At 64.4% G+C, this 24,889-nt stretch carries 14 protein-coding genes; 5 read left to right on the forward strand and 9 right to left on the reverse strand.

Annotation, left to right across the window (positions count from 1 at the left end):
- Positions 1-3: 3 nt before the first annotated feature.
- From glgB to N2605_RS07510, 3 genes are read right to left on the reverse strand one after another with little or no spacing between them, the layout of a single operon-like run.
- A complete protein-coding gene (gene glgB, locus N2605_RS07500; RefSeq protein WP_036027305.1) occupies positions 4-2,142 on the reverse strand; it encodes a 1,4-alpha-glucan branching protein GlgB in 2,139 nt (712 codons plus the stop codon).
- Positions 2,135-5,428 carry a maltose alpha-D-glucosyltransferase gene (gene treS, locus N2605_RS07505; protein ID WP_260346219.1) on the reverse strand — a complete coding sequence of 1,098 codons (3,294 nt, stop codon included), beginning with the start codon at positions 5,426-5,428 and terminating at the stop codon, positions 2,135-2,137. The genes glgB and treS overlap by 8 nt, the downstream gene beginning before the upstream one ends.
- An 11-nt stretch (positions 5,429-5,439) precedes the next feature.
- The gene (locus tag N2605_RS07510; RefSeq protein ID WP_260346220.1) at positions 5,440-7,386 is read right to left on the reverse strand and encodes a maltotransferase domain-containing protein; all 1,947 of its coding nucleotides are present in this window, start codon (positions 7,384-7,386) and stop codon (positions 5,440-5,442) included.
- A gap of 204 nt (positions 7,387-7,590) precedes the next feature.
- Between N2605_RS07510 and malQ the strand changes: the two genes are divergently transcribed.
- A complete protein-coding gene (gene malQ / locus N2605_RS07515; protein ID WP_260346221.1) occupies positions 7,591-9,552 on the forward strand; it encodes a 4-alpha-glucanotransferase in 1,962 nt (653 codons plus the stop codon).
- A 30-nt stretch (positions 9,553-9,582) separates the two neighbouring features.
- Positions 9,583-11,385 (forward strand): glycoside hydrolase family 15 protein, encoded by a 1,803-nt coding sequence (locus N2605_RS07520; protein WP_260346222.1) that lies wholly within the window; start codon positions 9,583-9,585, stop codon positions 11,383-11,385.
- 209 nt (positions 11,386-11,594) lie between these two features.
- Here the strand turns inward: N2605_RS07520 and N2605_RS07525 are convergent, their stop codons facing one another.
- Genes N2605_RS07525 through N2605_RS07550 form a run of 6 tightly spaced genes read right to left on the reverse strand, consistent with a single transcriptional unit; the run spans position 11,595 to position 19,084 of the window.
- Complete coding sequence (locus N2605_RS07525; RefSeq protein ID WP_225126091.1) at positions 11,595-12,407, reverse strand: HAD family hydrolase; 813 nt, start codon at positions 12,405-12,407, stop codon at positions 11,595-11,597.
- On the reverse strand, positions 12,404-12,910 hold the full coding sequence (locus N2605_RS07530) for a gluconokinase (protein WP_050996012.1): 507 nt from the start codon (positions 12,908-12,910) through the stop codon (positions 12,404-12,406). The genes N2605_RS07525 and N2605_RS07530 overlap by 4 nt, the downstream gene beginning before the upstream one ends.
- A 22-nt stretch (positions 12,911-12,932) precedes the next feature.
- A complete protein-coding gene (gene pgl, locus N2605_RS07535) occupies positions 12,933-13,682 on the reverse strand; it encodes a 6-phosphogluconolactonase (protein WP_225126650.1) in 750 nt (249 codons plus the stop codon).
- Positions 13,682-15,193: a glucose-6-phosphate dehydrogenase gene (gene zwf, locus N2605_RS07540; protein ID WP_260346223.1), complete on the reverse strand. Its 1,512-nt coding sequence runs from the start codon at positions 15,191-15,193 to the stop codon at positions 13,682-13,684. Before zwf ends, pgl begins: the two co-directional genes overlap by 1 nt.
- A 29-nt stretch (positions 15,194-15,222) precedes the next feature.
- Positions 15,223-16,221 (reverse strand): phosphogluconate dehydrogenase (NAD(+)-dependent, decarboxylating), encoded by a 999-nt coding sequence (gene gnd / locus N2605_RS07545; RefSeq protein ID WP_260346224.1) that lies wholly within the window; start codon positions 16,219-16,221, stop codon positions 15,223-15,225.
- A gap of 13 nt (positions 16,222-16,234) precedes the next feature.
- Positions 16,235-19,084, reverse strand: a complete 2,850-nt coding sequence (locus N2605_RS07550; protein WP_260346225.1) for a bifunctional transaldolase/phosoglucose isomerase — start codon at positions 19,082-19,084, stop codon at positions 16,235-16,237.
- A gap of 851 nt (positions 19,085-19,935) precedes the next feature.
- On the opposite strand from N2605_RS07550, the gene N2605_RS07555 reads away from it, so the two are divergent.
- From N2605_RS07555 to N2605_RS07565, 3 genes are read left to right on the forward strand one after another with little or no spacing between them, the layout of a single operon-like run.
- Positions 19,936-21,879, forward strand: a complete 1,944-nt coding sequence (locus tag N2605_RS07555; protein WP_036007284.1) for a PrkA family serine protein kinase — start codon at positions 19,936-19,938, stop codon at positions 21,877-21,879.
- 30 nt (positions 21,880-21,909) lie between these two features.
- Positions 21,910-23,187 (forward strand): YeaH/YhbH family protein, encoded by a 1,278-nt coding sequence (locus tag N2605_RS07560; RefSeq protein WP_225126649.1) that lies wholly within the window; start codon positions 21,910-21,912, stop codon positions 23,185-23,187.
- Positions 23,184-24,722 carry a SpoVR family protein gene (locus N2605_RS07565; protein ID WP_036042255.1) on the forward strand — a complete coding sequence of 513 codons (1,539 nt, stop codon included), beginning with the start codon at positions 23,184-23,186 and terminating at the stop codon, positions 24,720-24,722. The genes N2605_RS07560 and N2605_RS07565 overlap by 4 nt, the downstream gene beginning before the upstream one ends.
- Positions 24,723-24,889 lie beyond the last annotated feature (167 nt).

Below are 24,889 nucleotides of genomic sequence, written 5' to 3' on the forward strand. Positions count from 1 at the left end.
CGATCAGCTTTCCGGAACAAGAAAGATCGCAGCCAGCGGCGGAATGGTGAGGCGCAGCTCGCCGCCCTCGGCATGGACCTCGCCGACATTGCCGACATTGCTGCCGCCGTAATGGGCGGAATCGGAGTTGAGAACTTCCTTCCACTTGCCGCCGAAGGGCACGCGAACGCGATAGTTCTGGTAGACGTTAGGCGAGAAGTTGATGATGACGACACACCGCGCGTGCTCGTCGAATCCCTTGCGCAGCCAGGCGAAGACGTTGCGGTTGGCATCATCGGTGATCAGCCATTCGAAGCCGGCCTGCTCGCAATCCATCTGGTGCAGCGCCGGAACCGCGCGATAGAGCCGGTTGAGGTCGCGGATCAAGGCCTGGACGCCGGAATGGACCTTGTATTCGAGCAGGTGCCAGTCGAGCGACTGGTCGTGATTCCATTCGCGGCTCTGCGCGATCTCGGCGCCCATGAACAAGAGCTTCTTGCCGGGATGGCCGAACATGAAGCTGTAATAGGCGCGCAAATTGGCAAAGCGCTGCCACTCGTCGCCGGGCATGCGGCCGAGGATCGAGCGCTTGCCGTGCACGACCTCATCATGCGACAGCGGCAGGATGAAGTTCTCCGAGAACGCATAGTGCAGGCCGAACAGGATCTCGCCGTGGTGATGCTTGCGGTGGATCGGATCCTTGCTGATGTAGTTCAGCGTGTCGTGCATCCAGCCCATGTTCCACTTGTAGCCGAAGCCGAGCCCGCCGAACTCGACCGGGCGCGAGACTTGGGGCCAGGCGGTGGACTCCTCGGCGGCGGTGGTTGCCTGCGGGAAGCGGGCGAACACTTCCGTGTTGAAGCGGCGCAGGAAGTTGATCGCCTCGATGTTCTCCCGCCCGCCATATTGGTTCGGGATCCAGGCATCGGGCGGCCGGCTGTAGTCGAGATAGAGCATGGAGGCGACCGCATCGACGCGCAGACCGTCGATGGCGTAACGCTCCATCCAGAACAGCGCATTCGACACCAGGAAGTTCGTCACTTCGGTGCGGCCGTAATTGTAGATCAGCGTGCCCCAGTCGAGGTGGCGGCCCTGGAGCGGGTTGGCGTGCTCGTAGAGCGCGGTGCCGTCGAAATGGCCGAGCCCATGCGGATCGTCGGGGAAGTGGCCCGGGACCCAGTCGAGCAGCACGCCGATGCCTTCGCGGTGGCAGGCATCGATCAGGGCGGCAAAATCCTCGGGGCCGCCGAAACGGCTGGTCGGCGCATAGAGGCCGGTCGGCTGATAGCCCCAGGAGCCATCGAACGGATGCTCGTTCACGGGCAGGAATTCGAGATGGGTGAAGCCCATGTCGCGGGCATAGGCCGGCAGCTGCTCGGCCAGCTCGCGATAGGTCAGCCATTCATTGTTGTCCTTGCGCCGCCACGAGCCGAGATGCACCTCGTAGATCGACATCGGCGCCGACAATGCGTTGATGCCTTCAGGCGCCGGGCGCGGCCGCGGCAGGCGCGCCTCGTCGAACACGATCGAGGCCGTTTTCGGCCGCAGCTCGCTGGCAAATGCCATCGGATCGGATTTCAGCGGCAGCAGATGACCATGCGGTCCGACGATTTCGAACTTGTAGTGATCGCCGGCCTTCGCATGCGGGATGAACAATTCCCAATAGCCGTTGCCGCGCACCCGCATCGGATGGCGCCGCCCGTCCCAGTAGTTGAAGTCGCCGACCACGGAGACGCGCCGCGCGTTCGGCGCCAGCACGACGAAGCCGATGCCATCGACGCCCTCGAGCCGCATCGGATGCGCGCCGAGCTTGTCATAGAGGCGCTGATGGGTGCCTTCGCCGAGCAAATAGAGGTCGAAATCGGTCAGGATCGGCGGAAAACGGTAGGCATCCTCGAACTCGACCACGTCGTTGCCGAACTTCGCGCGCAGCTGGTAGTGCTTCGAACCGTTGGGCAGGGCGCCAATGAACAGGCCGGAATCGTGGACGCGGTCGAGCGGCGCGACCTCGCCGTGGTCGCCGACCGCCTCGACATTGGTGGCCTCGGGCAGAAACGCGCGGACAACGCTCTTTCCGCCCTCAGGATGCAGCCCGAGATAGTGGAAGGGGTCGGAGTGGCGGCCTTCGATGATCGCGTAGGCTTCTGCAGGCAGTTTAGGCATGGGCTTCGCTCTCGGCACTTGACAGAATGCGAAGCAGTCCGGTCAGCGGCGCATGGAGTCCCTCAGGCCGGCGGGACAGCTCGTACTCTACGTCGTGGAACGCTCGATCCAGCAGGAAAAATCTCAACAGGCCTTCCGCGCAGGACCGATCGTCCGGCCACAGCCTCCGATCGGTCATGGCTTCGCGGTAGGCGGACAGGAAGGTCGCGGTGGCGCGCTCGCGCCATTCGTCGAGGGCGGCCGCGAGCCGGTCCTGCTCGTCGGAAGCACCCGTGAGCGCGCGGCTCAGCGCCACGTTCACAGAAAGGTCGATGGAATGGATCAGGCCGGCGACGTCGCGCGCGGCCGGCGCCTTGCGGCGCTTGTTGGCCAGCGGCACACGCGGATCGCCGTCGAAGTCGATGATGAAGATATCGTCCTTCACGATCAGAGTTTGCCCGAGCCGGAAGTCGCCATGATGACGGATGTTCAACCCGCCGATCTCGGATGGCAAGAGCGCATTGAGGCGGTCGAACAGGTCCGCGCGTGCAGCGATGAGCCGGTCGATCAGGGGCCGGTCCACCTCTCGCAGCCCGTCGCGGCTGTCGGCAAGCAGCTCGAGAATCCGCTCGGCACGCGCCTTGAGGTCGGAGAGCGCAGCCTTGATCTGGGCGGAGTCGATCGGCTCCGGGGCGAGATCGGCGGGCTCTGCCGCGGTGAGAGCGACATGCAGCTCGGCGAGCCGCCGGCCGATCTGCGCGATGAAATGCAGATAGGGCGCCTGCTCCTGGGTTTCGCGCGGCATCTCATCGGCCGGCGCCACGCGCTGCTCGTCGATATAGCGGTCGAGATATCCGGTCGTCACGGTCCAGCCGTCGCCCTGGTTCTCGACATAGGCATGCAGCACGCCGAGCGCGCTGCGCTGGTTGCCGTCGACCAGCTCGACGCTGCCGAGCAGCGCCGGCGTATTGGCAAAGCGGGCGACCTCGGTGAGATAGTAGCCGATCTCGATCTCAGGGCTGATGCCGCTTTCCAGCCGCCGATAAATCTTGGCAACGTACTTGTTGTCGACCAGCGCGGTGCTGTTCGACTGTTCGATGGCGCGGATGCGTTCGGGCTCCTTGATGGTGTAGTCGGCGAAACGGCTGGTCGCCTTGAACTCGAGCCGCAGATTGTTCTCGTCCACGACCAGGTTTTGCGACAGCCCTCGTAAGAACAGACCGATGAAGATCTGCTCGGTCGCGACGTCGAGGAGCGTGCCTTCGCGTGCGCCCTGGCGGACGGCGGCGAGCGCCTTCGGGTTGAAGCGCTCGCGGTCGAAACGCACCCATTCGATCTGCATGGGCATCACGTACCGCGTCGTCACCTCGTCCCGCGTCGTCTCGAAGAACGCGATCCAGGGTCTGTTGTCGCCGATGTCGCTGAACGGTACCGCGGAGGTCAGCGTGGTCCGGATGTGCTTGGGATTGTTCTCGGGATACCAACGCGTCCGTGACAGGAAGCCCGGCAGCACGTCGCGCTCGAACACGCCGCGCTCGCGGGCGAGCGAGACCCAGTTCGAGTTCACCGGCACGACCAGCGTCTCGAATTCCGGCACCGCGCGCGGCACAACCGGCTCGGACTTGTCGCGCTCCTGAAGCTGGAACCAGTAGAAGCCGTAGGGCCCCAGCGTGATCATGTAGGGCAATTCGCCGATCGCGGGAAAGCGTGTGCGGCCGAGCATCTCCTGCGGGATGCGGTCCTTCCACGGCGACAGGTCGAGCTCGGTGGCCTGCGCGGCGCGCGACAGATTGGCGACGCAGAGGATCACCTCGTCGCGGTATTGGCGGACATAGGCGAGCACGGCGCGGTTGGCCGGGCGGATGAAGGTCATGGTGCCGCGGCCGAAGGCGAGCGTCGACTTCCGCACCGAGATCAGCCGCTTGGTGGCGCTGAGCAGCGAGGACAGGCTGCGCGACTGCGCCTCCACGTTGACGGATTCATAGCCGTAAACGGGATCCATGATCAGCGGCGCGTAGAGGCGGGCGGGGTCGCAGCGCGAGAAGCCGCCGTTGCGGTCCGGGCTCCACTGCATCGGCGTGCGGACGCCGTTGCGGTCGCCGAGATAGATGTTGTCGCCCATCCCGATCTCGTCGCCGTAATAGATGATCGGCGTGCCCGGGAACGACAGCAGCAGCGAGTTCATCAGCTCGATCTTACGCCGGTCGTTGTCCATCAGCGGCGCAAGGCGCCGGCGGATGCCGACATTGATGCGCGCGCGGGGATCGTTGGCGTAGGTGGTCCAGAGATAGTCGCGCTCGACGTCGGTGACCATCTCCAGCGTCAGCTCGTCGTGATTGCGCAGGAACAGCGCCCATTGGCAGCTCGCCGGGATATCCGGCGTCTGGCGCAGGATGTCGGTGATCGGGAAGCGGTCCTCCTGGGCGATCGCCATGTAGATGCGCGGCATCAGCGGGAAGTGATAGGCCATGTGGCACTCGTCGCCACGGCCGAAATATTCCTGCACGTCCTCCGGCCATTGATTGGCCTCGGCCAGCAGCAGCTTGCCCTTGGAATACGCGTCCAGCTCCTGGCGCAGGCGCTTGATGATCGCATGCGTCTCGGGCAGGTTCTCGTTCGAGGTGCCCTCGCGCTCGCACAGATAGGGAATGGCATCGAGGCGGAAGCCGTCGACACCAGCATCGAGCCAGCGCTTCATCACCTGGATGATGGCACTGACCACGCGCGGATTGTCGAAATTGAGATCGGGCTGGTGCGAGAAGAAGCGGTGCCAGTAGAACGCGCCGGCCTCCGGATCCCAGGTCCAGTTCGACTTCTCCGTGTCGGTGAAGATGATGCGCGTGCCCTGGTACTTCTGGTCCGTGTCGCTCCAGACGTACCAGTTGCGCGCGCTCGAGCCCGGATGGCTGCGGCGCGCGCGCTTGAACCATTTGTGTTGGTCCGAGGTGTGGTTGACCACGAGCTCGGTGATGACGCGCAAGCCCCGCTTCTGCGCTTCCTGGATGAACCGCTTGAAGTCCTTCATCGTCCCGAAATCGGGATTGACCGCGCCGTAATCGGCGATGTCGTAGCCGTCGTCGCGGCCGGGCGAAGGGTAGAACGGCAGCAGCCACAGCGCAGTGACGCCGAGCTCCTGCAGATAGGGCAGCCGCTCGGTCAGGCCGGCGAAGTCGCCGATGCCGTCATTGTTGCTGTCGGCGAAGGCCTTGACGTGGAGCTGGTAGATGATGGCGTCCTTGTACCAGAGCTCATCCACGATCTCGGCAGCCTCAGCCTTCTTGGTATCGACGGAAGACAGAACATTCATGGCGTGACCCCTTACGCCAGGCAGCGGAACAGAAGTGCCGGATCGCGGTCGGGATCGATACGCAACTTGATGCCGCCCCATTCGATGCGAGACTGTTCGCCGGTGAGGAGGTTTTCGAGTGTCGTCACATGGTGACGCCGTCCTCCGGCTTCAACTGTGAGATCGCCGAGCGGCAGCCAGCATTCCCGCACGTGGCGCGACAGCGCGATCACGACGACGACAATGTTGGCCGGATCGGCCGTCTCCTTGGCGAAGGCGATCGTCTCACCGTTCTCGATGGCCAGGAAGCGCAAATTCGCGGTCTGCTGGAGCGCCGCGTTCTCGTTGCGGATGCGGTTGAGCCCTGCGATGTAGGATTTGATGTTGCCCGGTCTGTCCCAGTCGCGCTGCCTGATCTGATACTTCTCGGAATCCAGATATTCTTCGCGGCCGGGAATGGCGTCATGTTCCAGCAGCTCGAATCCGCTGTAGATGCCGTAATTGCCCGAGAGCGTTGCAGCCAGTGCGATCCGCGACTTGAAGGCCCAGGCCTCTCCGCTCTGCAGGTGAAAGGGCAACAGGTCAGGCGTGTTGACGAACATGTTCGGACGGTAGAAATCGCGTTCGGGATAGCGCGTCAGCTCGCCGAGATATTGCTCCAGCTCCCACTTTTCCGTGCGCCAGGGAAAGTATGTGAAGGACTGCGAAAAGCCGAGCTTGGCGAGGCCCTTCATCAGCTTTGGCCGTGCATAGGTCTTGGAGAACAGGATCACGTCGGGATGACGGCGGCTTATATCGCGGATCAGCCACTCCCAGAACGCGAGCGGCGCGGTGTCGTGATTGTCGATGGCGAAGATGGTTACACCCTTGTCGATCCAGAACAGCATGGCGTCGCGAAACGCATTCCACAGCCCGACGCGATCGACCGAATTGAAGTCGGGGATAACGATGTCGGAATAGGGGCCGTCCGCCGTCTTCACCGAGCGGTCGGGCCGCCATTTGAACCATTCCGGATGCTGCGTCAGCCAGGGATGATCCGGCGAGCACTGCACCGCGAAGTCCAGCGCAAGCTCGAGCCCATATTCAAGACATGTGGCGACCAACGCGCGGAAGTCCTCGATCGTGCCGAGCTCCGGATGCAGCGCATCGTGGCCGCCCTCGGCCGAGCCGATCGCATAGGGCGAGCCGGGATCACCTTCACGGGCCACCGGCGCATTGTTGCGGCCCTTGCGGCTGGTCTTGCCGATCGGGTGGATTGGCGTGAAGTAGAGCACGTCAAAGCCCATCGCGGCGATGTCAGGCACGCGCGCGATGCAGTCGCGCAGGGTGCCATGCCGGCTCGGCAATGCGCTCTGGCTGCGCGGCATCATCTGATACCAGGTGCTGAAGCGGGCCTTGTCGCGGTCGGCGGCTAGCGGGAAGAATGGCGAACGCGTCAGGTCCGGCCGCGACTGGCTCTCGGCCATGGCTTCGCCGAGCTCGGTCGCGAGCAGCGAGGTGATGTCGCCGTTCCTCAGGTAATCTTCGCACTGCCTGATGATGATAGCTGCGGCGTCCTGCCGCGCGCCATGCGCCTTGGTCAAAAGCCCGGCGCCCTCGATCGCATCGAGGCTGACATCGGCCCCGGTGCGCCGCTTTCGCGCGGCGGCGTGCGACCATGTAGCGAACTCGTCGGTCCAGGCTTCGATCGCGTAGACATATTGGCCAGGCTCGGGGGGCGTGAACGCGCCGGACCAGCGGTCATTGCCGTGATGGGTCATCGGCTCGCTCCGCCATTCGCGCTCCTGCTCTCCTCGCCAGATCAGCGCGGCTGAGATCACTGCCTCGCCATCGCGGTAGATGTCGGCCCAGACCTCGACCGGCTCGCCCGCGATCCGCTTCACGGCGAAACGGCCGCCGTCGATAGCGGGATAGACGTCCTCGATCAGGAAAGCGCTGCCGGCCGCGGCACTCTCGACAGTTTGAATTGTCTTGTTCACGGTGATGCCATTGACAAGAAAGCAGGAGCCCGTTTCCCTTGTCGGGAACCCACGCTTGGTACCATGATAGAAAGCCGCTTGTGTGTCATTGGTTCCCTTGGGAACGGCAAGCGCAGTTTGCGAGTTACCCCTGACTAACCTCTTCCGCGATCTCGTTATTCTCGATGCCCCTGGCCAAACAATGGCCTGCAAGCTGCGTGCCGAATGGATCTTTTAGCTCAAGCCCGGATCAAGGGCGTTCAATCCGAATTCATCGATGCCCTCGGCAAGCTGCGGGTCACCGCGCCCGAGGCCCTCAAATCCATCCTCGACGCCCTGCCGGAGAAGCGGGTCTATCGCTTCGTCAGCGGGCCGGTCGTGGTCCGTGCGCTCGGACGCCCGCGCACGGAATTGGCGTCGGTTGGCGCGCCGCCGCTGCAATGGAAAATCGCCGGCAACGGCAATGTGATCGCGGCAGGCGAGACGCGGGAGCCCGTGATCGCCTGGCCCGCGGGCCTGGCGCTCGGGTATCACCGCCTGACGCTGACCGATGCCGAAGGTGCGAGCGAAGACGTGCCGATGATCGTGGCGCCCGAGCGCTGTTTCGGCGGCGATTTCGACCGCGGCTGGCTGCTCGCCGTGCAGCTCTACAGCGTCCGCTCCGACCGCAATTGGGGCATCGGTGATTTCACCGATCTCGCGGGCCTGGTCCGGCTCGCCAAGCAGCTCGGTGCCGACGGCGTCGGGCTCAATCCGCTGCATGTCCTGTTCGACGATCACCCGGCCGATTGCAGCCCCTATTCGCCGAACAGCCGGCTTTTCCTCAACCCGCTCTATATCGACGTCGAGGCGATCCCTGAATTTTCGGCCGACCTCGTGCCCGACGCGGCCGCAACGGCCGCCCGTCTGCGCGAGGGCGACCGCGTCCCTTATACCGACATGGCGGCGCTGAAATGGCTGGGCCTGCGCGCCGCCTTTAACAGCTTCGTGACAAGCGCGAGCGAGGCGCGTCGCAAGGCGTTTGACGCCTTCCGTGCGGAGCGCGCGCCGCTGTTGTCCCGCTTTGCCTGTTTCGAGGTGCTGCGGCATCGTTTCACCGGACCCTGGTGGGAATGGCCGCAAGAATGGCAGCAGCCGGACGAGGCGAAATTCGCCGAGCTGCGCAACGGCCCCGACAAGCGCGAGGTCGAGTTCGTCGAATTCGTGCAATGGACGGCCGACAGCCAGCTGCATGCGGCCAAGGAGCTGGCCAGCCAGCTCGGCATGCGGGTCGGGCTCTATCTCGACGTCGCCGTCGGCGTGCAGTCCAACGGCTTCGATGCCTGGAACGAGCAGACGGCGATCTCGCGTCATCTCGCGGTCGGCGCGCCGCCCGACGTGCTCAACACGATCGGCCAGGATTGGGGCCTTGCCGGCTTCAATGCCGGCGGGCTGGAAGCGCAATCCTTCGTCCCGTTCGCCGACATGCTCGCGGCGTCGATGCGCCATGCCGGCGCGATCAGGCTTGATCACGTGCTCGGCCTGAAACGGCTCTATCTCGTGCCGCGCGGCTTCAAGCCCGACAACGGCGCCTATGTGCAGATGCCGTTCGAGGCACTGCTGGCCGCCGTAGCGCGCGAGAGCGCGGCCCATAAATGCATCGTGATCGGCGAGGACCTCGGCACCGTGCCGGAAGGCTTCCGCGAGATGATGCAGGATTTCGGCATCTGGTCCTATCTCGTCATGATGTTCGAGCGCGACGATGCCGGCCATTTCCGCAATGTCGACCATTACCGGCCCAATGCGCTGGTGACGCTGAACACGCATGACCTGTCGACCTATGCCGGCTGGCGCTCCTTCAGCGATCTCAAGATGAAGCGCTCGCTCGGGCTCGATCCCGGCGAGAACGACCAGGCGCGCTGGGATGCGCTCGGCGGGCTCGACGAGATCCTGCGCCAGAACGGCATCAGCGCCAATGATCTCTACTCTGTGCTGGCCTTCCTGTCGCGCACGCCGTCACGGCTGCTCGCGGTGTCGATGGAGGATCTGCTCGGCGTGATCGACCAGCCCAACATTCCCGGCACGATCGACGAGCATCCGAACTGGCGCCAGCGCCTTCCGGTCGCGCTCGACAAGATCGCGTCCAAGATCGATCTCGCAGCTTTGAAGGCTGCGACGCGGGAACGTTCATTGCCCGGCGGGAATTGAACCGCCGGGACTTGCCAGGCTCGCACGACATTGGCTCAAAGGATCGAGGACTATGCGCTGATCGGCGATTGCGAGACCGCGGCGCTGGTCGGGCGCAACGGCTCGATCGACTGGCTGTGCTGGCCGGCCTTCGATTCCGACGCATGCTTTGCCGCCATCCTCGGTACGCACAAAAACGGCCGCTGGCTGGTCGCGCCGAGCGAGGGCGCAACCTCCATCTCGCGGCGCTATCTCGGCAACACCCTCATCCTCGAAACGCGGTTCGAGACGAAGAACGGCACCGTCGCGCTGATCGATTTCATGCCGCTGCGCGGCAAGGCGTCCGACATCGTGCGGCTGGTCCGCGGCATCCGTGGCACCGTGAAGATGCGGATGGAGCTCGTCATCCGCTTCGGCTTCGGCGCGGATATTCCCTGGGTGCGGCGGATCGACCATTCCTTGATGGCCATCGCCGGCCAGGACATGACGGTGCTGCGCACGCCGGTCGAGACCCGCGGCGAGGATCTGACCACCGTCTCGGACTTCGAGGTGAAGGAAGGCGAGACCGTGCCATTCGTGCTGACTTACGGTCCCTCGCATCTCGCCCCGCCTGCGCCGATCGATGCGGAGCTGGCGCTCCAGGAGACCGAAAAATTCTGGGAGGACTGGTGCGGCCATTGCACCCGTGACGGCGACTATCAGGAGCTGGTCCTGCGCTCGCTGATCACGCTGAAGGCGCTGACCTTCGCGCCGACCGGCGGCATCGTCGCGGCACCCACCACCTCCTTGCCGGAGAAGCTCGGAGGCAGCAGGAACTGGGACTATCGCTTCTGCTGGCTGCGCGATGCCACCTTCACGCTGCTGGCGCTGATGAACTCGGGTTACACCGAGGAAGCCCTGGCCTGGCACAATTGGCTGCTGCGCGCGGCCGCCGGCTCCCCGGCGAACATGCAGATCATGTACGGCATCTGGGGCCAGCGGCGCCTCCTGGAATGGGAGGCGGGCTGGCTCGACGGTTATGAGGGGGCGCAGCCGGTGCGCGTGGGCAATGCCGCCCACGCGCAGCTCCAGCTCGATGTCTACGGCGAGTTGATCGACGCCTTCCACCAGTCGCGCATGGCGAGGCTCAAGCTCGACGACGAGACGACCTGGGCGCTGGAATGCGCCGTGCTCAATCATCTGGCCGAAGTCTGGGACCGGCCCGACCACGGCATCTGGGAGCGGCGCGGCCAACCCAAGCACTACGTCTTCTCCAAGGTGATGACCTGGGTCGCCTTCGACCGCGGCATCAAGAGCGCCGAGACCTTCGGCTTCAAGGCGCCGCTGCTGCACTGGCGTGCGCTACGCGAAGCCATCCATCGCGATGTCTGCAACAGGGGATTCGATGCGGAGGAAAATGCGTTCGTCGAATCCTACGGCTCGAAGATGCTCGACGCCAGCGTGCTGCTGCTGCCCGCCGTCGGCTTCCTGCCGGCGGACGACCCGCGCATCCGCGGCACCATCGCCGCGGCCGAAAAATGCCTGATGCGCGACGGTTTCGTGCTGCGGCACGACCCGCGCGAGCTGCCCCCGGACCAGCCGCCGCTCGAAGGCGCCTTCCTGGCGTGCACGCTATGGCTCGCCGATGCCTACGTGCTGTCGGGCGATCTCGACAAGGCGCAAGTTCTGCTTGACCGCGTGGTCGGCATCGCCAACGACGTCGGGCTACTGGCCGAAGAATACGATTCCGTGGCCCGCCGCCAGACCGGCAATTTCCCGCAGGCGCTGACCCACATCGCGCTGATCAACACGGCGCACAATTTGTCGGCGGCAAGGCAAGGCAGCGAGAAGCCGGCGGTGCAGCGGTCGAAGTAGTAGGAAGAGCCGTCAGGCGCTTTTGCCCCCACGAGCACGGTGCACTCCCTCTCCCGCTTGCGGGAGAGGGTTGGGGAGAGGGTGTCTCCGCAATGGGATAGCCCCCTAGAGGAGAAAGCCCTCACCCGCGCCTTCGGCGCGACCTCTCCCGCAAGCGGGAGAGGTTGCACCGAGCCCGTGGCAATCGAGTCAATCTAAGCCATTCCGCTTTAGCCCAGCCCATTCCGCGTCAAGATCATCTCCATCGCCTCGGCAAAGCCGTCCTGCTCGTTGGTCGCAGTGACGTGCGTCGCCTCGTCCTTGACGTTGTCGGCGGCGTTGCCCATGGCGATCGAGGTGCCGCTGACGCGGAACATGGCGAGGTCGTTCTGCATGTCGCCGATGGTGGCGACCGCGTCGGTCGAGATGCCGAGGCGCCTGGCCATCGCTTGCACGAACGTGCCCTTGTTGAAGCCCGGCGGGGTGATGTCGAGATAATAGGTCTGCGAGCGCACCGCGGTCGCTGCGCTGCCGAGGGCTTCCTGCATCACCTTCTCGCACGCCTCGAGCCGGGCGGCGTCGGCGCTGGCGCCGACGATCTTACAGGCGCTGGCAAGATAGGGCGAGAAGTCAGTCACGATCGTCGGATCGGAGCGGATCGTGTGCCGCTCGTGCGCGACGTAGCTGCCGCTGGGATTGTCGATCAGCCATTTGTCGGTGGTGAACAGCCAGACGTCGGCGCCGTAGTCGCGGAGGATCTGCAAGGTGCGCTCGGCCGCGCGCGCTGGAATCAGGTGCTGCTCGACCGGCCGCATCTCGGGATCGACGATCGAGGAGCCGTTGAACGGCCCAACCGGCAGCCACAGCGCCAGCGGCTCGATCAAGAAGCGCATGCCGATCGCCGGACGGCTGGACGTGATGGTGAAACCGATGCCAGCCTGGTGCAGCCGCTGCACGGCGTTCTTCGCGCGCTCCGTCAGCGTCTTGTCCTTGGTCAGCAGCGTGCCGTCGACGTCGGAGACCACGAGTGAGATTTGGGTCATGGCAGAACCTTGGGTGTTGCGCCGCCCAGTTTGAGCTGCCGCACGATGCCGTCTACGATCGCCTCGACGGTCTCGTCGATCGAGACGGTGATGACGTGCTCGCCCGGCTCCGGCGGCTCCAGCGTCTCGAACTGGCTGGCGAGCAGTCCGGGCGGCATGAAGTGCCCTTTGCGCTGCGCGAGCCGTTCGGCGATCAGCTCCTTGGTGCCCTTCAGGAACACGAAGCGGACGTCATCGCGTCCGCGCAGCAGCACGTCTCGATAGGCGTGCTTCAGCGCCGAGCAGGCGATGATGACGTGCTCGCCGCGGCCGCAGACCCGCGCGATTTCGTCGGCGATGGCATTCAGCCAGGGCCAGCGGTCTTCGTCGGTGAGGGGATGTCCGGCCCGCATCTTCTCGACATTGCTGGCGGGATGGAAGCTGTCGCCGTCCTCGAACCGCCAGCCGAGGCGCTCGCCGAGCGCCTTCGCGACCGTGCTCTTGCCCGAGCCCGACACGCCCATCACGATCAATGCACAGGGTGCTTCAGCGCGGCCCACGAATGTCCTCCGGAAGCGCGGCCTTGTCGACCAGCCAGACGGTCTCGCCGTTCGAGCGCGCGCGCAAGGCCGGCAGATTCTCGCCATTGCAGAGGCGCGTCAAGATCGGCCGCTTGTCGTGCCCGGCAATCTCGAACAGCATCTCGCGGCAGGAGGCCAAAGCGGGCAGGGTGAGCGAGACCCGCGGCACGAACGGCGCAACGTTCGCCTTGGGAACGCCGACGACCCAGCGTCGGGTCTCCTCGATCTCGGGGTAACCGGGAAACAACGAGGCGGTGTGGCCGTCCGGTCCTGCGCCCATCAGGACGAGATCGAACAGCGGACGTGCGGGATCGAGCTGGTCTCCGCCATAGAAGGCCTGCAGCTCACGCGCGTAGGCTTCCGCAGCGGCATCGGGATTGTCGGCTGTGGTCGGGATCGGGTGAATATGGCCGGCGGGCGCGTGGCGATCGAGAAAGGTCGCGCGGGCGACCGCCATGTTGTTGAGGGGATCGCTGTCGGGCACGAAACGCTCGTCGCCGATGAACCAATGCACGCGCTCCCACGGAATCCTGCCGCGCCAGGCCTCGCTGCCGAGCAACTGATACAGCTTCTTCGGGCTGGAGCCGCCGGTGAGGCAGATCGCGATCCGACCGGAATTGGCTGCGATCCGCACCATTGCGCGCTCGGCCGCGGCGCGGGCGAGAGCTTCGGCATCGGCCTCGACGATCAGCTTCGGCTGCCCGGCCGGAGCCATCACGAGTACTTCCGCCAGCTGCGTCCGTCGCGCCGGAGCAGCTCGTCGGCGCAGGCAGGGCCGTCGCTGCCGGCTTCATAGGTTTCGATGCCGTTGTTGCCCGCGCTCTTCCAGGCGTCCAGGAACGGCTGCACCGCCTGCCAGCCGGCCTCGATGCCGTCGGCGCGCTGGAACAGGATGTTGTCGCCGATCATACAGTCGTAGATCAGCGTCTCATAGCCGGTCGAGGGATCGGCGCGGAAATAGTCGCCATAGCGGAACTTCATCTCGACGCCGTCGATGGTGATGCTCGGCCCCGGGATCTTGGCGTTGAACTGCAGCTCGATGGTCTCGGTCGGCGCGATGCCGATGGTGAGGAAGTTCTGAGACAGCCGGTCGACGTCCGTCCCTGAGAACATCGACAGCGGCGCCTGCTTGAACTTGATCGCGACTTCGGTGCGCTTGTGGCCGAGCGCCTTGCCGGTGCGCAAGTAGAACGGCACGCCGGCCCAGCGCCAATTGTCGATCATCAGCTTGAGCGCGACAAAGGTCTCGGTGGTGCTGTCTGGCTTGACGTCCGCGGTCTTGCGATAGTCCGTGATCTCGTCGTCGCCGCTGCGGCCCGCGAGATATTGCGCGCGCACCGAATTCTTCAGTGCGTCCTCCCGGCTGGGCAGCTGGATCGATGTCAGCACGTCCGCCTTCTCGGAGCGTACGGAATGTGCGTCGAAGCGGGCGGGAGGCTCCATCGCGACCAGCGACATCAGCTGGAACAGGTGGTTCGGCACCATGTCGCGCAGCGCGCCGGTGGCATCATAGAAGCCGCCGCGGTGGCCGACCCCGAGCTTCTCTTCCACGGTGATCTGGATGTGGTCGATGTGGTTGCGATTCCAGATGGGCTCGAACATGCCGTTGGCAAAGCGCAGCACCAGGATGTTCTGCACCGTTTCCTTGCCGAGATAATGATCAATCCGGTAGATCTGGTGCTCGTCCATGATCTTCAAGAGTTCGGCATTCAGCGCGCGGGCCGAGGCCAGATCGGTGCCGAACGGCTTTTCGATCACGAGCCGCCGCCAGGCGCCGTTCTCCCTCATCATGCCGGTGCGGCCGAGCTCCCGCGCGGTCGGCGCGAACGCGGCCGGCGGCGTTGCCAGATAGAACAGCCGGTTGCCGCCGGTGTCCTGCGCGCATTCCAGCGAATCCAGATGCTGGCGCAGGCGGTCGAAGGAGGGCGGATCCTTTGCGTCGGCCTCGACGAAGGTCACGCATTCCAAAAGCCTCGTTGCGATGTCGTCGTCCACCGGGCGCGTCGCGAATTGCCGCAAGCCCTTCAGCAGGCTGTCGCGCAGCTCCTCATCCGACTGGCCCCTGCGGGCGACGCCGACGACGCAGAATTTCTCCGGCAGAAGATGCTCGGCGGCCAGGTTGTAGAGCGAGGGCATCACCAGGCGATGGGTGAGATCGCCGGTGACGCCGAAGATGACGAAGGCGCAATTTTCCGGCTTGCGCTTTGGCTGCGGGTCTTTTGTCACGAATGGTCGGCCTTCGCTTGGTTTACTCGTTACTTCGGCTTCGCCGCGCCCGGCTGCTTCGGCTCCTTGTGTCCGCCGAACCCTGCGCGCATCGCCGAGAGAATTTTTTCAGCGAAGGTGTGTTCCCGGCGGGAACGGAAACGTGTGTAGAGCGCCGCGGTCAAAACCTCGGCCGGCACGGCCTCGTCGACCGCCGCATTCACGGTCCAGCGGCCTTCGCCGGAATCCTCCACGAAGCCGGAATATTCCGACAGTTGCGGACTGTCGGCGAGGGCAGTCGAGGTGAGGTCGAGCAGCCAGGACGGAATCACGCTGCCACGCCGCCACACTTCAGCGATGTCGGCGAGATCGAAATCGTAGCGATGATCCGCCGGCAAAGCCTCGATATTGGCATTCCTGAGGATGTCGAAACCTTCGGCATAGGCCTGCATCAGGCCGTACTCGATGCCGTTGTGGATCATCTTGACGAAATGGCCTGCGCCGACGGGCCCGGCGTGGATGTAGCCTTGTTCGACGCGGGGATCGCGGCCCTCGCGCCCCGGCGTGCGCGGAATGTCGCCGGCGCCCGGCGCGAGCGCCGCAAAGATCGGATCGAGCCGGTCGACCACCTGCTTCTCGCCGCCGATCATCATGCAGTAGCCGCGGTCGAGCCCCCACACGCCCCCGGAAGTGCCGACATCGACATAATGGATGCCGCGCGCCTTCAGCGCCTTGCCGCGGCGGACGTCGTCCTGCCAGAAGGTGTTGCCGCCGTCGATGATGACGTCGCCTTCCTGCATCACGGCGGCGATCGTCTCGATCGTGGTCTCGGTGATGCGTCCTGCCGGCAGCATCACCCAGGCCGTGCGCGGCCGCTCCAGCTTGGCGACGAACTCTTCCAGCGTCGCCGAGCCGACCGCGCCGTCGGCGGCAAGGCCCGCGACGGCCTTGGCGTCCTTGTCGTAGACCACGGTCGAATGCCCGTGCCGCATCAGGCGGCGAACGATGTTACCGCCCATTCGGCCGAGGCCGATCATGCCGAGTTGCATCTGCATTATTCCTTTAGTTCAGCGCGTCGTTGAGCGCTGCATTGAGCGCGGCAAGGCCTTTCTTGAGCCCACCCTTCAGGTGCACCCGCAGCGCACGCCGGCCGCGTTCCGTCAGCACGTCGAAATCGCCGCGCGCCTGCGCCGCCTTGATCACGCCGAAGCTCGCCTTCTGGCCCGGCACAGGCAGGTCCTTGGCGTCATCGGCGGTGATCTGGAGGAAGACGCCGCTGTCGGGCCCGCCCTTGTAGGCCTGTCCCGTCGAGTGCAGGAAGCGCGGGCCGAACTCGGCGCAGGTCGCGACATGCCGCTTCTCGCGCACCTCGAGGCGCATGGCCTGAAGCGCGTCAATCGTGGCCTTGTCGCGCGCGATATAGCCGAGCAGGGCGACGTAGTCTCCGTCGCTGGATCGCGACAGATGCGCCTTCAGCCAGGAGCCGAGATCGCCATTGGCGCCGGCGGCGCGTAGCGCCGTGGCGTTGGCCTCGTCGGTGTAGAGATCGGCTTCCTTGGTGCTGACCACCGGCTCTTCCGCCGGCAGCTTGCCGGTCTTCTCGAACGCGGCGGTGAGCTCGCGGGTCTTGATCTTGGCCGCTTCGACGTCCGGCTGGTCGAACGGGTTGATGCCGAGAATGCTGCCGGCCACGGCGGTTGCCATCTCGAAGCGGAAGAATTCCTGGCCGAGATGCTCGATCGACTTCATGACGATGCGCACCACGGGGTGACCCGCCGCCTCGATCGCGGCAAGCTGGGAATCGTGTGCGGCGTCCGCTTCGCCTTCGACGCGGATGTCGATGAAGAATCGGTCGTTGCCGTAGACGGAGGGATCGCCCAGCGGCTCGCCCTCGATCGGGATCAGGCCCTTGCCCTCCTTGCCGGTCGATTCCGCGATCAGCTGCTCGGCCCAGGCGCCGAAATCGGCGATCTTCTTCGACGCCAGGATCGTCACCTTGTCGCGGCCTTCGAGTCCCGCGAGACCTATGGCAAGGCCGAGCTGCACGCCCGGGTTTTCGGACGGCGGCACATCGGGGCCACAGGAGCGGGCCATCACCAGCGCATGCTTGACGAAGCTCTTGACGTCGATGCCCGCGGTTGCCGCCGGCACCAAGCCGAAGGGCGAGAGCACCGAATAGCGTCCGCCGATCGAGGGCTCGCCATGGAAGATGCGGGCGTAGTTCAGCTGCTTCGCCGCCTTCTCCAACGACGAGCCGGGGTCGGTCACCGCGATGAAGCGATGCCCGGTCTTCACCTTTGCACCCACCGCCTTGGCAACCTGCTCGTGGAAATAGTCCTTCATCGCGTTCGGCTCGGTGGTGCCGCCGGACTTGCTGGAGACGATGAAGACGGTGTTGGCGATGTCGATCTTCGCCTCCATCGCCCGCACTTGTGCCGGATCGGTGGAGTCGAGCACGTGCAGCTTGGGGAAGCCGGGCTTCTTGCCGAAGGTCTCCGCCAGCACCTCGGGGCCGAGGCTGGAGCCGCCCATGCCGAGCACGACGGCGTCGGAGAATTTCTGGCCCTTCACGCGGCCCGCATAGTCCTCGTAATCGGCAATGTCGGCCTGGTGCGGGCTGTCGAGCCAGCCGAGCCATTTGTCCTCGTCCGCACCGGTCCAGACCGACTTGTCGCGCTGCCACAGCCTGCGGATCTTGGCCGACGCCCGCCATTCCTCCGTGGTCTTGGCCAGCGCCTTGCCGAGCCCGTCGCCCAGCGAGAGCTGCTGGCGGTCGAGTGCGGGCCCGAGCACGACGGCGCGCTTGTGGGCGACGGCGCCGTAGAGCTTGTCGGCGGCATCCGCAAACAGCTTGACGCCGTCCTTGACCAGCTCCTCGGCAATCGCATCGAGCGAGATGCCGGAGCGCTCCAGCTCCTCCAGCACGCGCTTCGCGTCCTCGACGTTCTCCTCCAGGCTGTCGCGCGGCTTGCCGTGATCGCGGAACGCATCCAGCGTTGCCGGCGGCACGGTGTTGATGGTGTCGGGGCCGATCAGCTCCTCGACATAGAGGACGTCGCTGTAGTCCTTGTTCTTGGTGCCGGTGGAGGCCCACAGCATGCGCTGCGGCTTGGCGCCCTTGGCGGCGAGCTTCTCCCAGCGCGGGCCTGCGAACAGGCGCTTGTATTCCTGATAGGCGAGCTTGGCGTTGGCGATCGCCACCTTGCCCTTGAGCGCGGCGAGACGTTCCTTCTCGGACGGATCGTTGGCGCGGGCGATCTTCTCGTCCAGCTGCTTGTCGACCACCGAGTCGATCCGGCTGACGAAGAAGCTGGCGACGCTGGCCACATGCGACGGATCGCCGCCGCCGGCGACGTAGGTCTCCAGACCGGCGATGTAGGCCTCGGCCACCTCGAGATAGACGGCCTTGGAGAACAGCAGCGTGATATTGATGCTGATGCCCTCGCTGATCAGCTGCTCGATCGCCGGCAGGCCCTCCGGCGTCGCCGGCACCTTCACCATCAGGTTCTTGCGACCGACGTCCTTCCAGAGCCGCCGCGCCTCCGCGATCGTGCCCGATGTGTCCATGGCGAGATAGGGCGAGACCTCCAGGCTGACATAGCCGTCGCGGCCCTTGAGGCGGTCATAGACCGGGCGCAGCACGTCGGCGGCGTTCTGGATGTCCTCGATCGCAGCGGCCTCGAACAGGTCGGCCACGGTGCGGTCGCCGCGCTTCAGCGCCTTGCCAATCGGGGCGTCATATTCGTCCGAGCTGCCGATCGCCTTTTCGAAAATCGACGGGTTGGAGGTGACGCCCTTGACGCCGTCGGTGTCGATCAGCCGCTTCAGGTCGCCCTTGGCGATGAAGCCGCGGGCCAGGAAGTCGAGCCAGACCGCCTGTCCGTGCTTTTCCAGTTCTTTGACGGGATTCATGATGCTTATTATCTCCAAGCCTGCGGACGAGGGGTTTTCGCGAAGGTCTGACGCGCTATCCTCTAGCCTACATGCACCCGGGAGGGAACCAATCAAGGGTGCAGGAGTCATACCCTCCAGTGTAACTCCGTCGCGATCATGGCGATCCAGACGGGCGCCTTGCTGTTGCGTAAAGGTCGTTCACCATCCGGCCGATCTTAGCGCCTCGCTGTCCAGCGGGCATGTCGTCGTCATCCACTCCTTCGCATCCGCGCTCTCCGTATCGACAATGAATTTCTGCCACGGGGTTCGATAGCGGAAATCTTGCTCGAAGATTGCCGCGTCACGAAATGATCGTGCTGAGGCCGACGCCGGACATGCGAAGAGCTCCGCAGCATCCCAAGCTGGCCGTTACGCACAGAACGATCGCGTTGTCATCCGTCGGGGTGGGCCTGGCCTGGCAGCGACTGTGACACGGTGCTGCGCGGTTGCCGCGACGTACAGGCCGCCAGCACACCGCATTGCAGCAGGAAGATGAACGGGGACCGCAAGGCTTCGCCGTACAAGCGTCATAAGATCGCCGCTCCCGGCCCGCTATGCTGCATTGCCGGATGGGGCCATCCCCGGGAACGCCCGGATGTGGCGACCGAGTGACATTTTCTGGAAATGGGCCAGAATAGACAGAGATTCGCACAAATTACAGGCAGGTGCCTGTTCGTAACTCATGGAGTGCCTACGTTGTGCGTTGCGTCGAGTCGGCACCAGGGTGTCCAATGATTGTCATGTGCTCACGCTGATTCGAAACGGCCTGAGGAACGGTCCGGTAACTGCTTTCGTTTCAGCTTGTAGCGGAACTCACGCGGAGAGGGATCATGTACAACGATTCTCTATTCAACGCTTTCGCTCGGTCGTTCGAGGCGAGAAGCCAGCACGACATGTCGATGGCGGAATATCTGGAATCGTGTCGAAGCGATCCCATGAAATACGCGAACGCGGCTGAACGACTGCTAGCGGCGATCGGTGAGCCTCAGACGATTGACACGGCCAAGGACCCACGCCTTGGCCGTATTTTTTTGAACCGCACCATCCGCACCTATCCAGCCTTCGCCGGCTTCTACGGCATGGAAGAAACCATCGAGCGCATCGTCGGTTTCTTCCGCCATGCGGCGCAAGGTCTCGAAGAGCGCAAGCAGATCCTCTACCTGCTCGGCCCGGTCGGCGGCGGCAAGTCCTCGCTCGCCGAGCGGCTCAAGTCGCTGATGGAAGTGCAGCCGATCTACGTGCTCAAGGCCGGCGACGAGCTCTCGCCTGTGTTCGAGAGCCCGCTCAGCCTGTTCGATCCTGATCAGCTCGGTCCGATGCTGGAGGAGAAGTACGGCATTCCGCGCCGTCGCCTCACCGGCCTGATGAGCCCGTGGTGCTACAAGCGGCTCGAAGCCTTCGGCGGCGACATCTCGCAATTCCGGGTCGCCAAGATCCAGCCCTCGCGGCTGCGCCAGATCGCGATCGCCAAGACCGAGCCCGGTGACGAGAACAACCAGGACATCTCCTCGCTGGTCGGTAAGGTCGACATCCGCAAGCTCGAGACCTACGCCCAGAACGATCCCGACGCCTACAGCTATTCCGGCGGTCTCAACCGCGCCAACCAGGGCGTGCTCGAGTTCGTCGAGATGTTCAAGGCGCCGATCAAGATGCTGCACCCGTTGCTGACCGCAACCCAGGAAGGCAACTATATCGGCACCGAGAACATCGGCGCGATCCCGTTCACCGGGATCATCCTGGCGCACTCGAACGAAGCCGAGTGGGCGAGCTTCAAGGCCAACAAGAACAACGAAGCCTTCATCGACCGCATCTGCGTCATCAAGGTGCCCTACTGCCTCAGGGTCACCGAGGAGCAGAAGATCTACGAGAAGCTGATCCAGGGCTCCGAGCTCGCCTCGGCTCCTTGCGCGCCGTCGACGCTGGAGACGCTGGCGCGGTTCTCGGTGATGTCGCGCCTGCGCAAGCACGAGAACTCCACCCTGTTCGCCAAGATGCGGGTCTACGACGGCGAGAGCCTGAAGGAGTCCGATCCGAAGGCGCGCAGCGTCCAGGAATATCGCGACGCCGCCGGCGTCGACGAGGGCATGGATGGTGCTTCGACCCGCTTCGCCTTCAAGATCCTGGCTGCGACGTTCAACCACGATCCGCAGGAGGTGGCCGCCGACGCCGTGCATCTGATGTACGCGCTGGAGCAGGCGATCCGCCGCGAGCAGCTGCCTGAGGAGACCGAGAAACGCTATCTCGAGTTCATCAAGGCCGAGCTCGCACCGCGCTACGCCGAGTTCATCGGCAACGAGATCCAGAAGGCTTATCTCGAATCCTACTCGGATTATGGGCAGAACCTGTTCGATCGCTACGTCGACTATGCCGACGCCTGGATCGAGGACCAGGACTTCAAGGATCCCGATACCGGCCAGCTGCTCGATCGCGAGCTTTTGAACCAGGAGCTGACGAAAATCGAGAAGCCGGCGGGCATCGCCAACCCCAAGGACTTCCGCAACGAGGTCGTCAAATTCTCGTTACGCTCCCGGGCCCAGAACGGCGGCAAAAATCCGACCTGGACCTCCTACGAGAAGATTCGCGATGTGATCGAAAAGCGGATATTCTCCCAAGTCGAGGACCTGCTTCCGGTCATCTCCTTCGGGTCGAAGAAGGACGGCGAGACGGAGAAGAAGCACGGCGAGTTCGTCGCACGCATGGTGGAGCGCGGCTATACCGAACGTCAGGTTCGCCGGCTCGTCGAATGGTACATGCGCGTGAAGCAGGCCGGTTGAGGCGGATGGGAGGCGAATGGTAAAGTGCCCATTCACATTATTGACAGGCGCCTGAATCCAGGCGGCAAGAGTCTTGAGAACCGCCAGCGGTTCTTGCGTCGGGCCAAATCCCTGGTGCAGGGCGCCGTCAAGAAGACCTCGCAGGAACGCGACATCAAGGACGTCCTGGAGGGTGGTGAGGTCACGATTCCACTCGACGGCATGCACGAGCCGCGTTTCCGCCGTGAAGGCGGGACGCGCGACATGGTCCTGCCCGGCAACAAGAAGTTCATTGAAGGCGACTATCTCCAGCGCTCCGGCCAGGGCAGCGCCAAGGATTCCGGTCCCGGCGAAGGCGACAGCGAGGACGCTTTCCGCTTCGTGCTGAGCCGCGACGAGTTCGTCGATCTGTTCCTCGACGACCTCGAGCTTCCGGATCTCGCCAAGCGCAAGATCGCACAGACCGAGAGCGAAGGCATCCAGCGCGCCGGCTACACCATGACCGGCTCGCCCGCCAACATCTCGGTGAGCCGGACGGTGAAGCTCGCGCTCGCCCGCCGCATCGCGCTCAAGCGTCCGCGCAAGGACGAGATCGAAGAGCTGGAAGCCTCGATCGAAGCATGCACGGACGAGGACGAGCGTGCGGCTCTCGTGGCCCGGCTCGAAACGTTGAAGGCGAAGTCCAAGCGCATCCCCTTCATCGATCCGCTCGACATCCGCTACCGGCGCTTCGAGACGGTGCCCAAGCCCGTCGCGCAGGCCGTGATGTTCTGCCTGATGGACGTCTCCGGCTCGATGTCCGAGCACATGAAGGACCTGGCGAAACGCTTCTACATGCTGCTCTACGTGTTCCTGAAGCGGCGCTACAAGCACGTCGAGATCGTCTTCATCCGCCACACCGACCGCGCCGAGGAGGTCGATGAGCAGACCTTCTTCTACGGTCCGGCCTCGGGCGGCACGCTGGTCTCCAGTGCGCTGCAGGCGATGCACGAGATCGTGCGCGAGCGCTTCAACCCGTCGGATTGGAACATCTACGCCGCGCAGGCTTCCGACGGCGACAATTCCTATTCCGACGGCGAGCTCACGGGGCTCCTCTTGACCGAGAAGATCCTGCCGGTCTGCCAGTTCTTCGCCTATCTCGAGGTCGGCGAGGCCGGCGGCAGCGCCTTCGATCTCTCCGACTCCTCGCTCTGGAGCCTCTACGAACGCCTGCGCAACAGCGGCGCCCCGCTCTCGATGCGCAAGGTCTCGGAGCGCAGCGAGATCTTCCCGGTATTCCACGATCTGTTCCAGCGCCGCGACACTGCCCAGGAGAAGGCCGCTCCATGAAGGAACGTTTGTTCGAAGGCGCCGATTGGGATTTCCACACCTTGCAGCGCATCACCGATGCCTGCGAGGAGGTGGCGTTGAAGGATCTCGGCCTCGACGTCTATCCGAACCAGATCGAGGTCATCACCGCCGAGCAGATGCTGGACGCCTATTCGTCGGTCGGCATGCCCCTGTTCTACAAGCACTGGTCGTTCGGCAAGCACTTCGCGTTCCATGAGGCGTCCTACCGCAAGGGCCTGATGGGGCTGGCCTACGAGATCGTCATCAACTCCTCGCCCTGCATCTCCTATCTGATGGAGGAGAACACGGCGACGATGCAGACGCTGGTGATCGCGCACGCCGCCTTCGGCCACAACCATTTCTTCAAGAACAATTATCTGTTCAAGCAATGGACCGATGCCGACGGCATCCTGGACTATCTCGACTTCGCCAAGAACTACGTCATGCAGTGCGAGGATCGCTACGGGCGCATCGAGGTCGAGCGCACGCTCGATGCCGCGCACGCGCTGATGTCGCACGGCATCGACCGTTATCCCGGCAAGAAGAAGCTCGATCTGCGCGCCGAGGAGAAGCGGGCAGGGCGCCGCCGCCAGCACGAGGAGGAGGTCTTCAACGATCTCTGGCGCACCGTGCCGAAGGGCGCCGCCAAGAGCCGCTCCGCGCTCAGCATCGAGCGCCGCCGCAAGCTGCTCGGCCTGCCGCAGGAGAATTTGCTCTATTTCCTGGAGAAGAGCGCGCCGCGGCTGGCGCCCTGGCAGCGCGAGCTCTTGCGCATCGTCCGCCACATCGCGCAATATTTCTATCCGCAGAGCCAGACCAAGGTCATGAACGAGGGGACGGCGACCTACGTCCATTATCGCATCATGACCAAGCTGCACGAGCAGGGTCGCATCAGCGACGGCAACTTCCTCGAATTCCTGGGGTCGCACACCAACGTGGTGTTCCAGCCCGAGTTCGACGACCCGCGCTTCTCCGGCTTCAACCCCTACGCGCTCGGCTTCGCGGTGATGCAGGACATCGAGCGCATCGTCGCCAATCCGGAAGACGAGGACCGCGAGTGGTTCCCCGACATCGCCGGCAAGGGCGACGTCATGGGCGTGCTGCGCGACGTCTGGGCCAATTACCGCGACGAAAGCTTCATCGGCCAATTCCTGAGCCCGAAGTTGATGCGGCACTTCCGCATGTTCCACCTGCACGACGATCCCGAGGAGCGCGCCGGCATCCGCGTCGATGCCATCCACGACGAGCGCGGCTTCCGCCGCGTCCGCCGCGAATTGGCGCGGCAGCACGATGTCGGCTACATCGACGCCAACATCGAGGTGGTCGACGTCGATCTCTCCGGCGACCGCCGCCTGATCCTGCATCACCACGTCATCAAGGGCTCGCAGCTCAACGAGACCGACGCCAAGCGCGTGCTCCAGCACCTGGCCGATCTCTGGACCTACGACGTCGCACTGATCGAGGTCGATGCCAACGACAAGGTGCTGCGCGAATACGTCGTCAGCCCACGCCCGATCGCGGCGGCGGTGGCGTGACGGGGCTGCCTACATGGGGCACCACGCGAGATGCGCATTGATGTGCCCTCGCCCCTTGCGGGAGAGGGCAGCGACGCCGGCAGACATAAGCTCACTGGGGTGAGGGGTATCTCTCCGCACTCTCCCGTGCCGATGGAGACCCCTCATCCGGCGCTTCGCGCCACCTT

The sequence above is a fragment of the Bradyrhizobium yuanmingense genome (assembly GCF_025200905.1).
GTDB lineage: Bacteria > Pseudomonadota > Alphaproteobacteria > Rhizobiales > Xanthobacteraceae > Bradyrhizobium > Bradyrhizobium yuanmingense.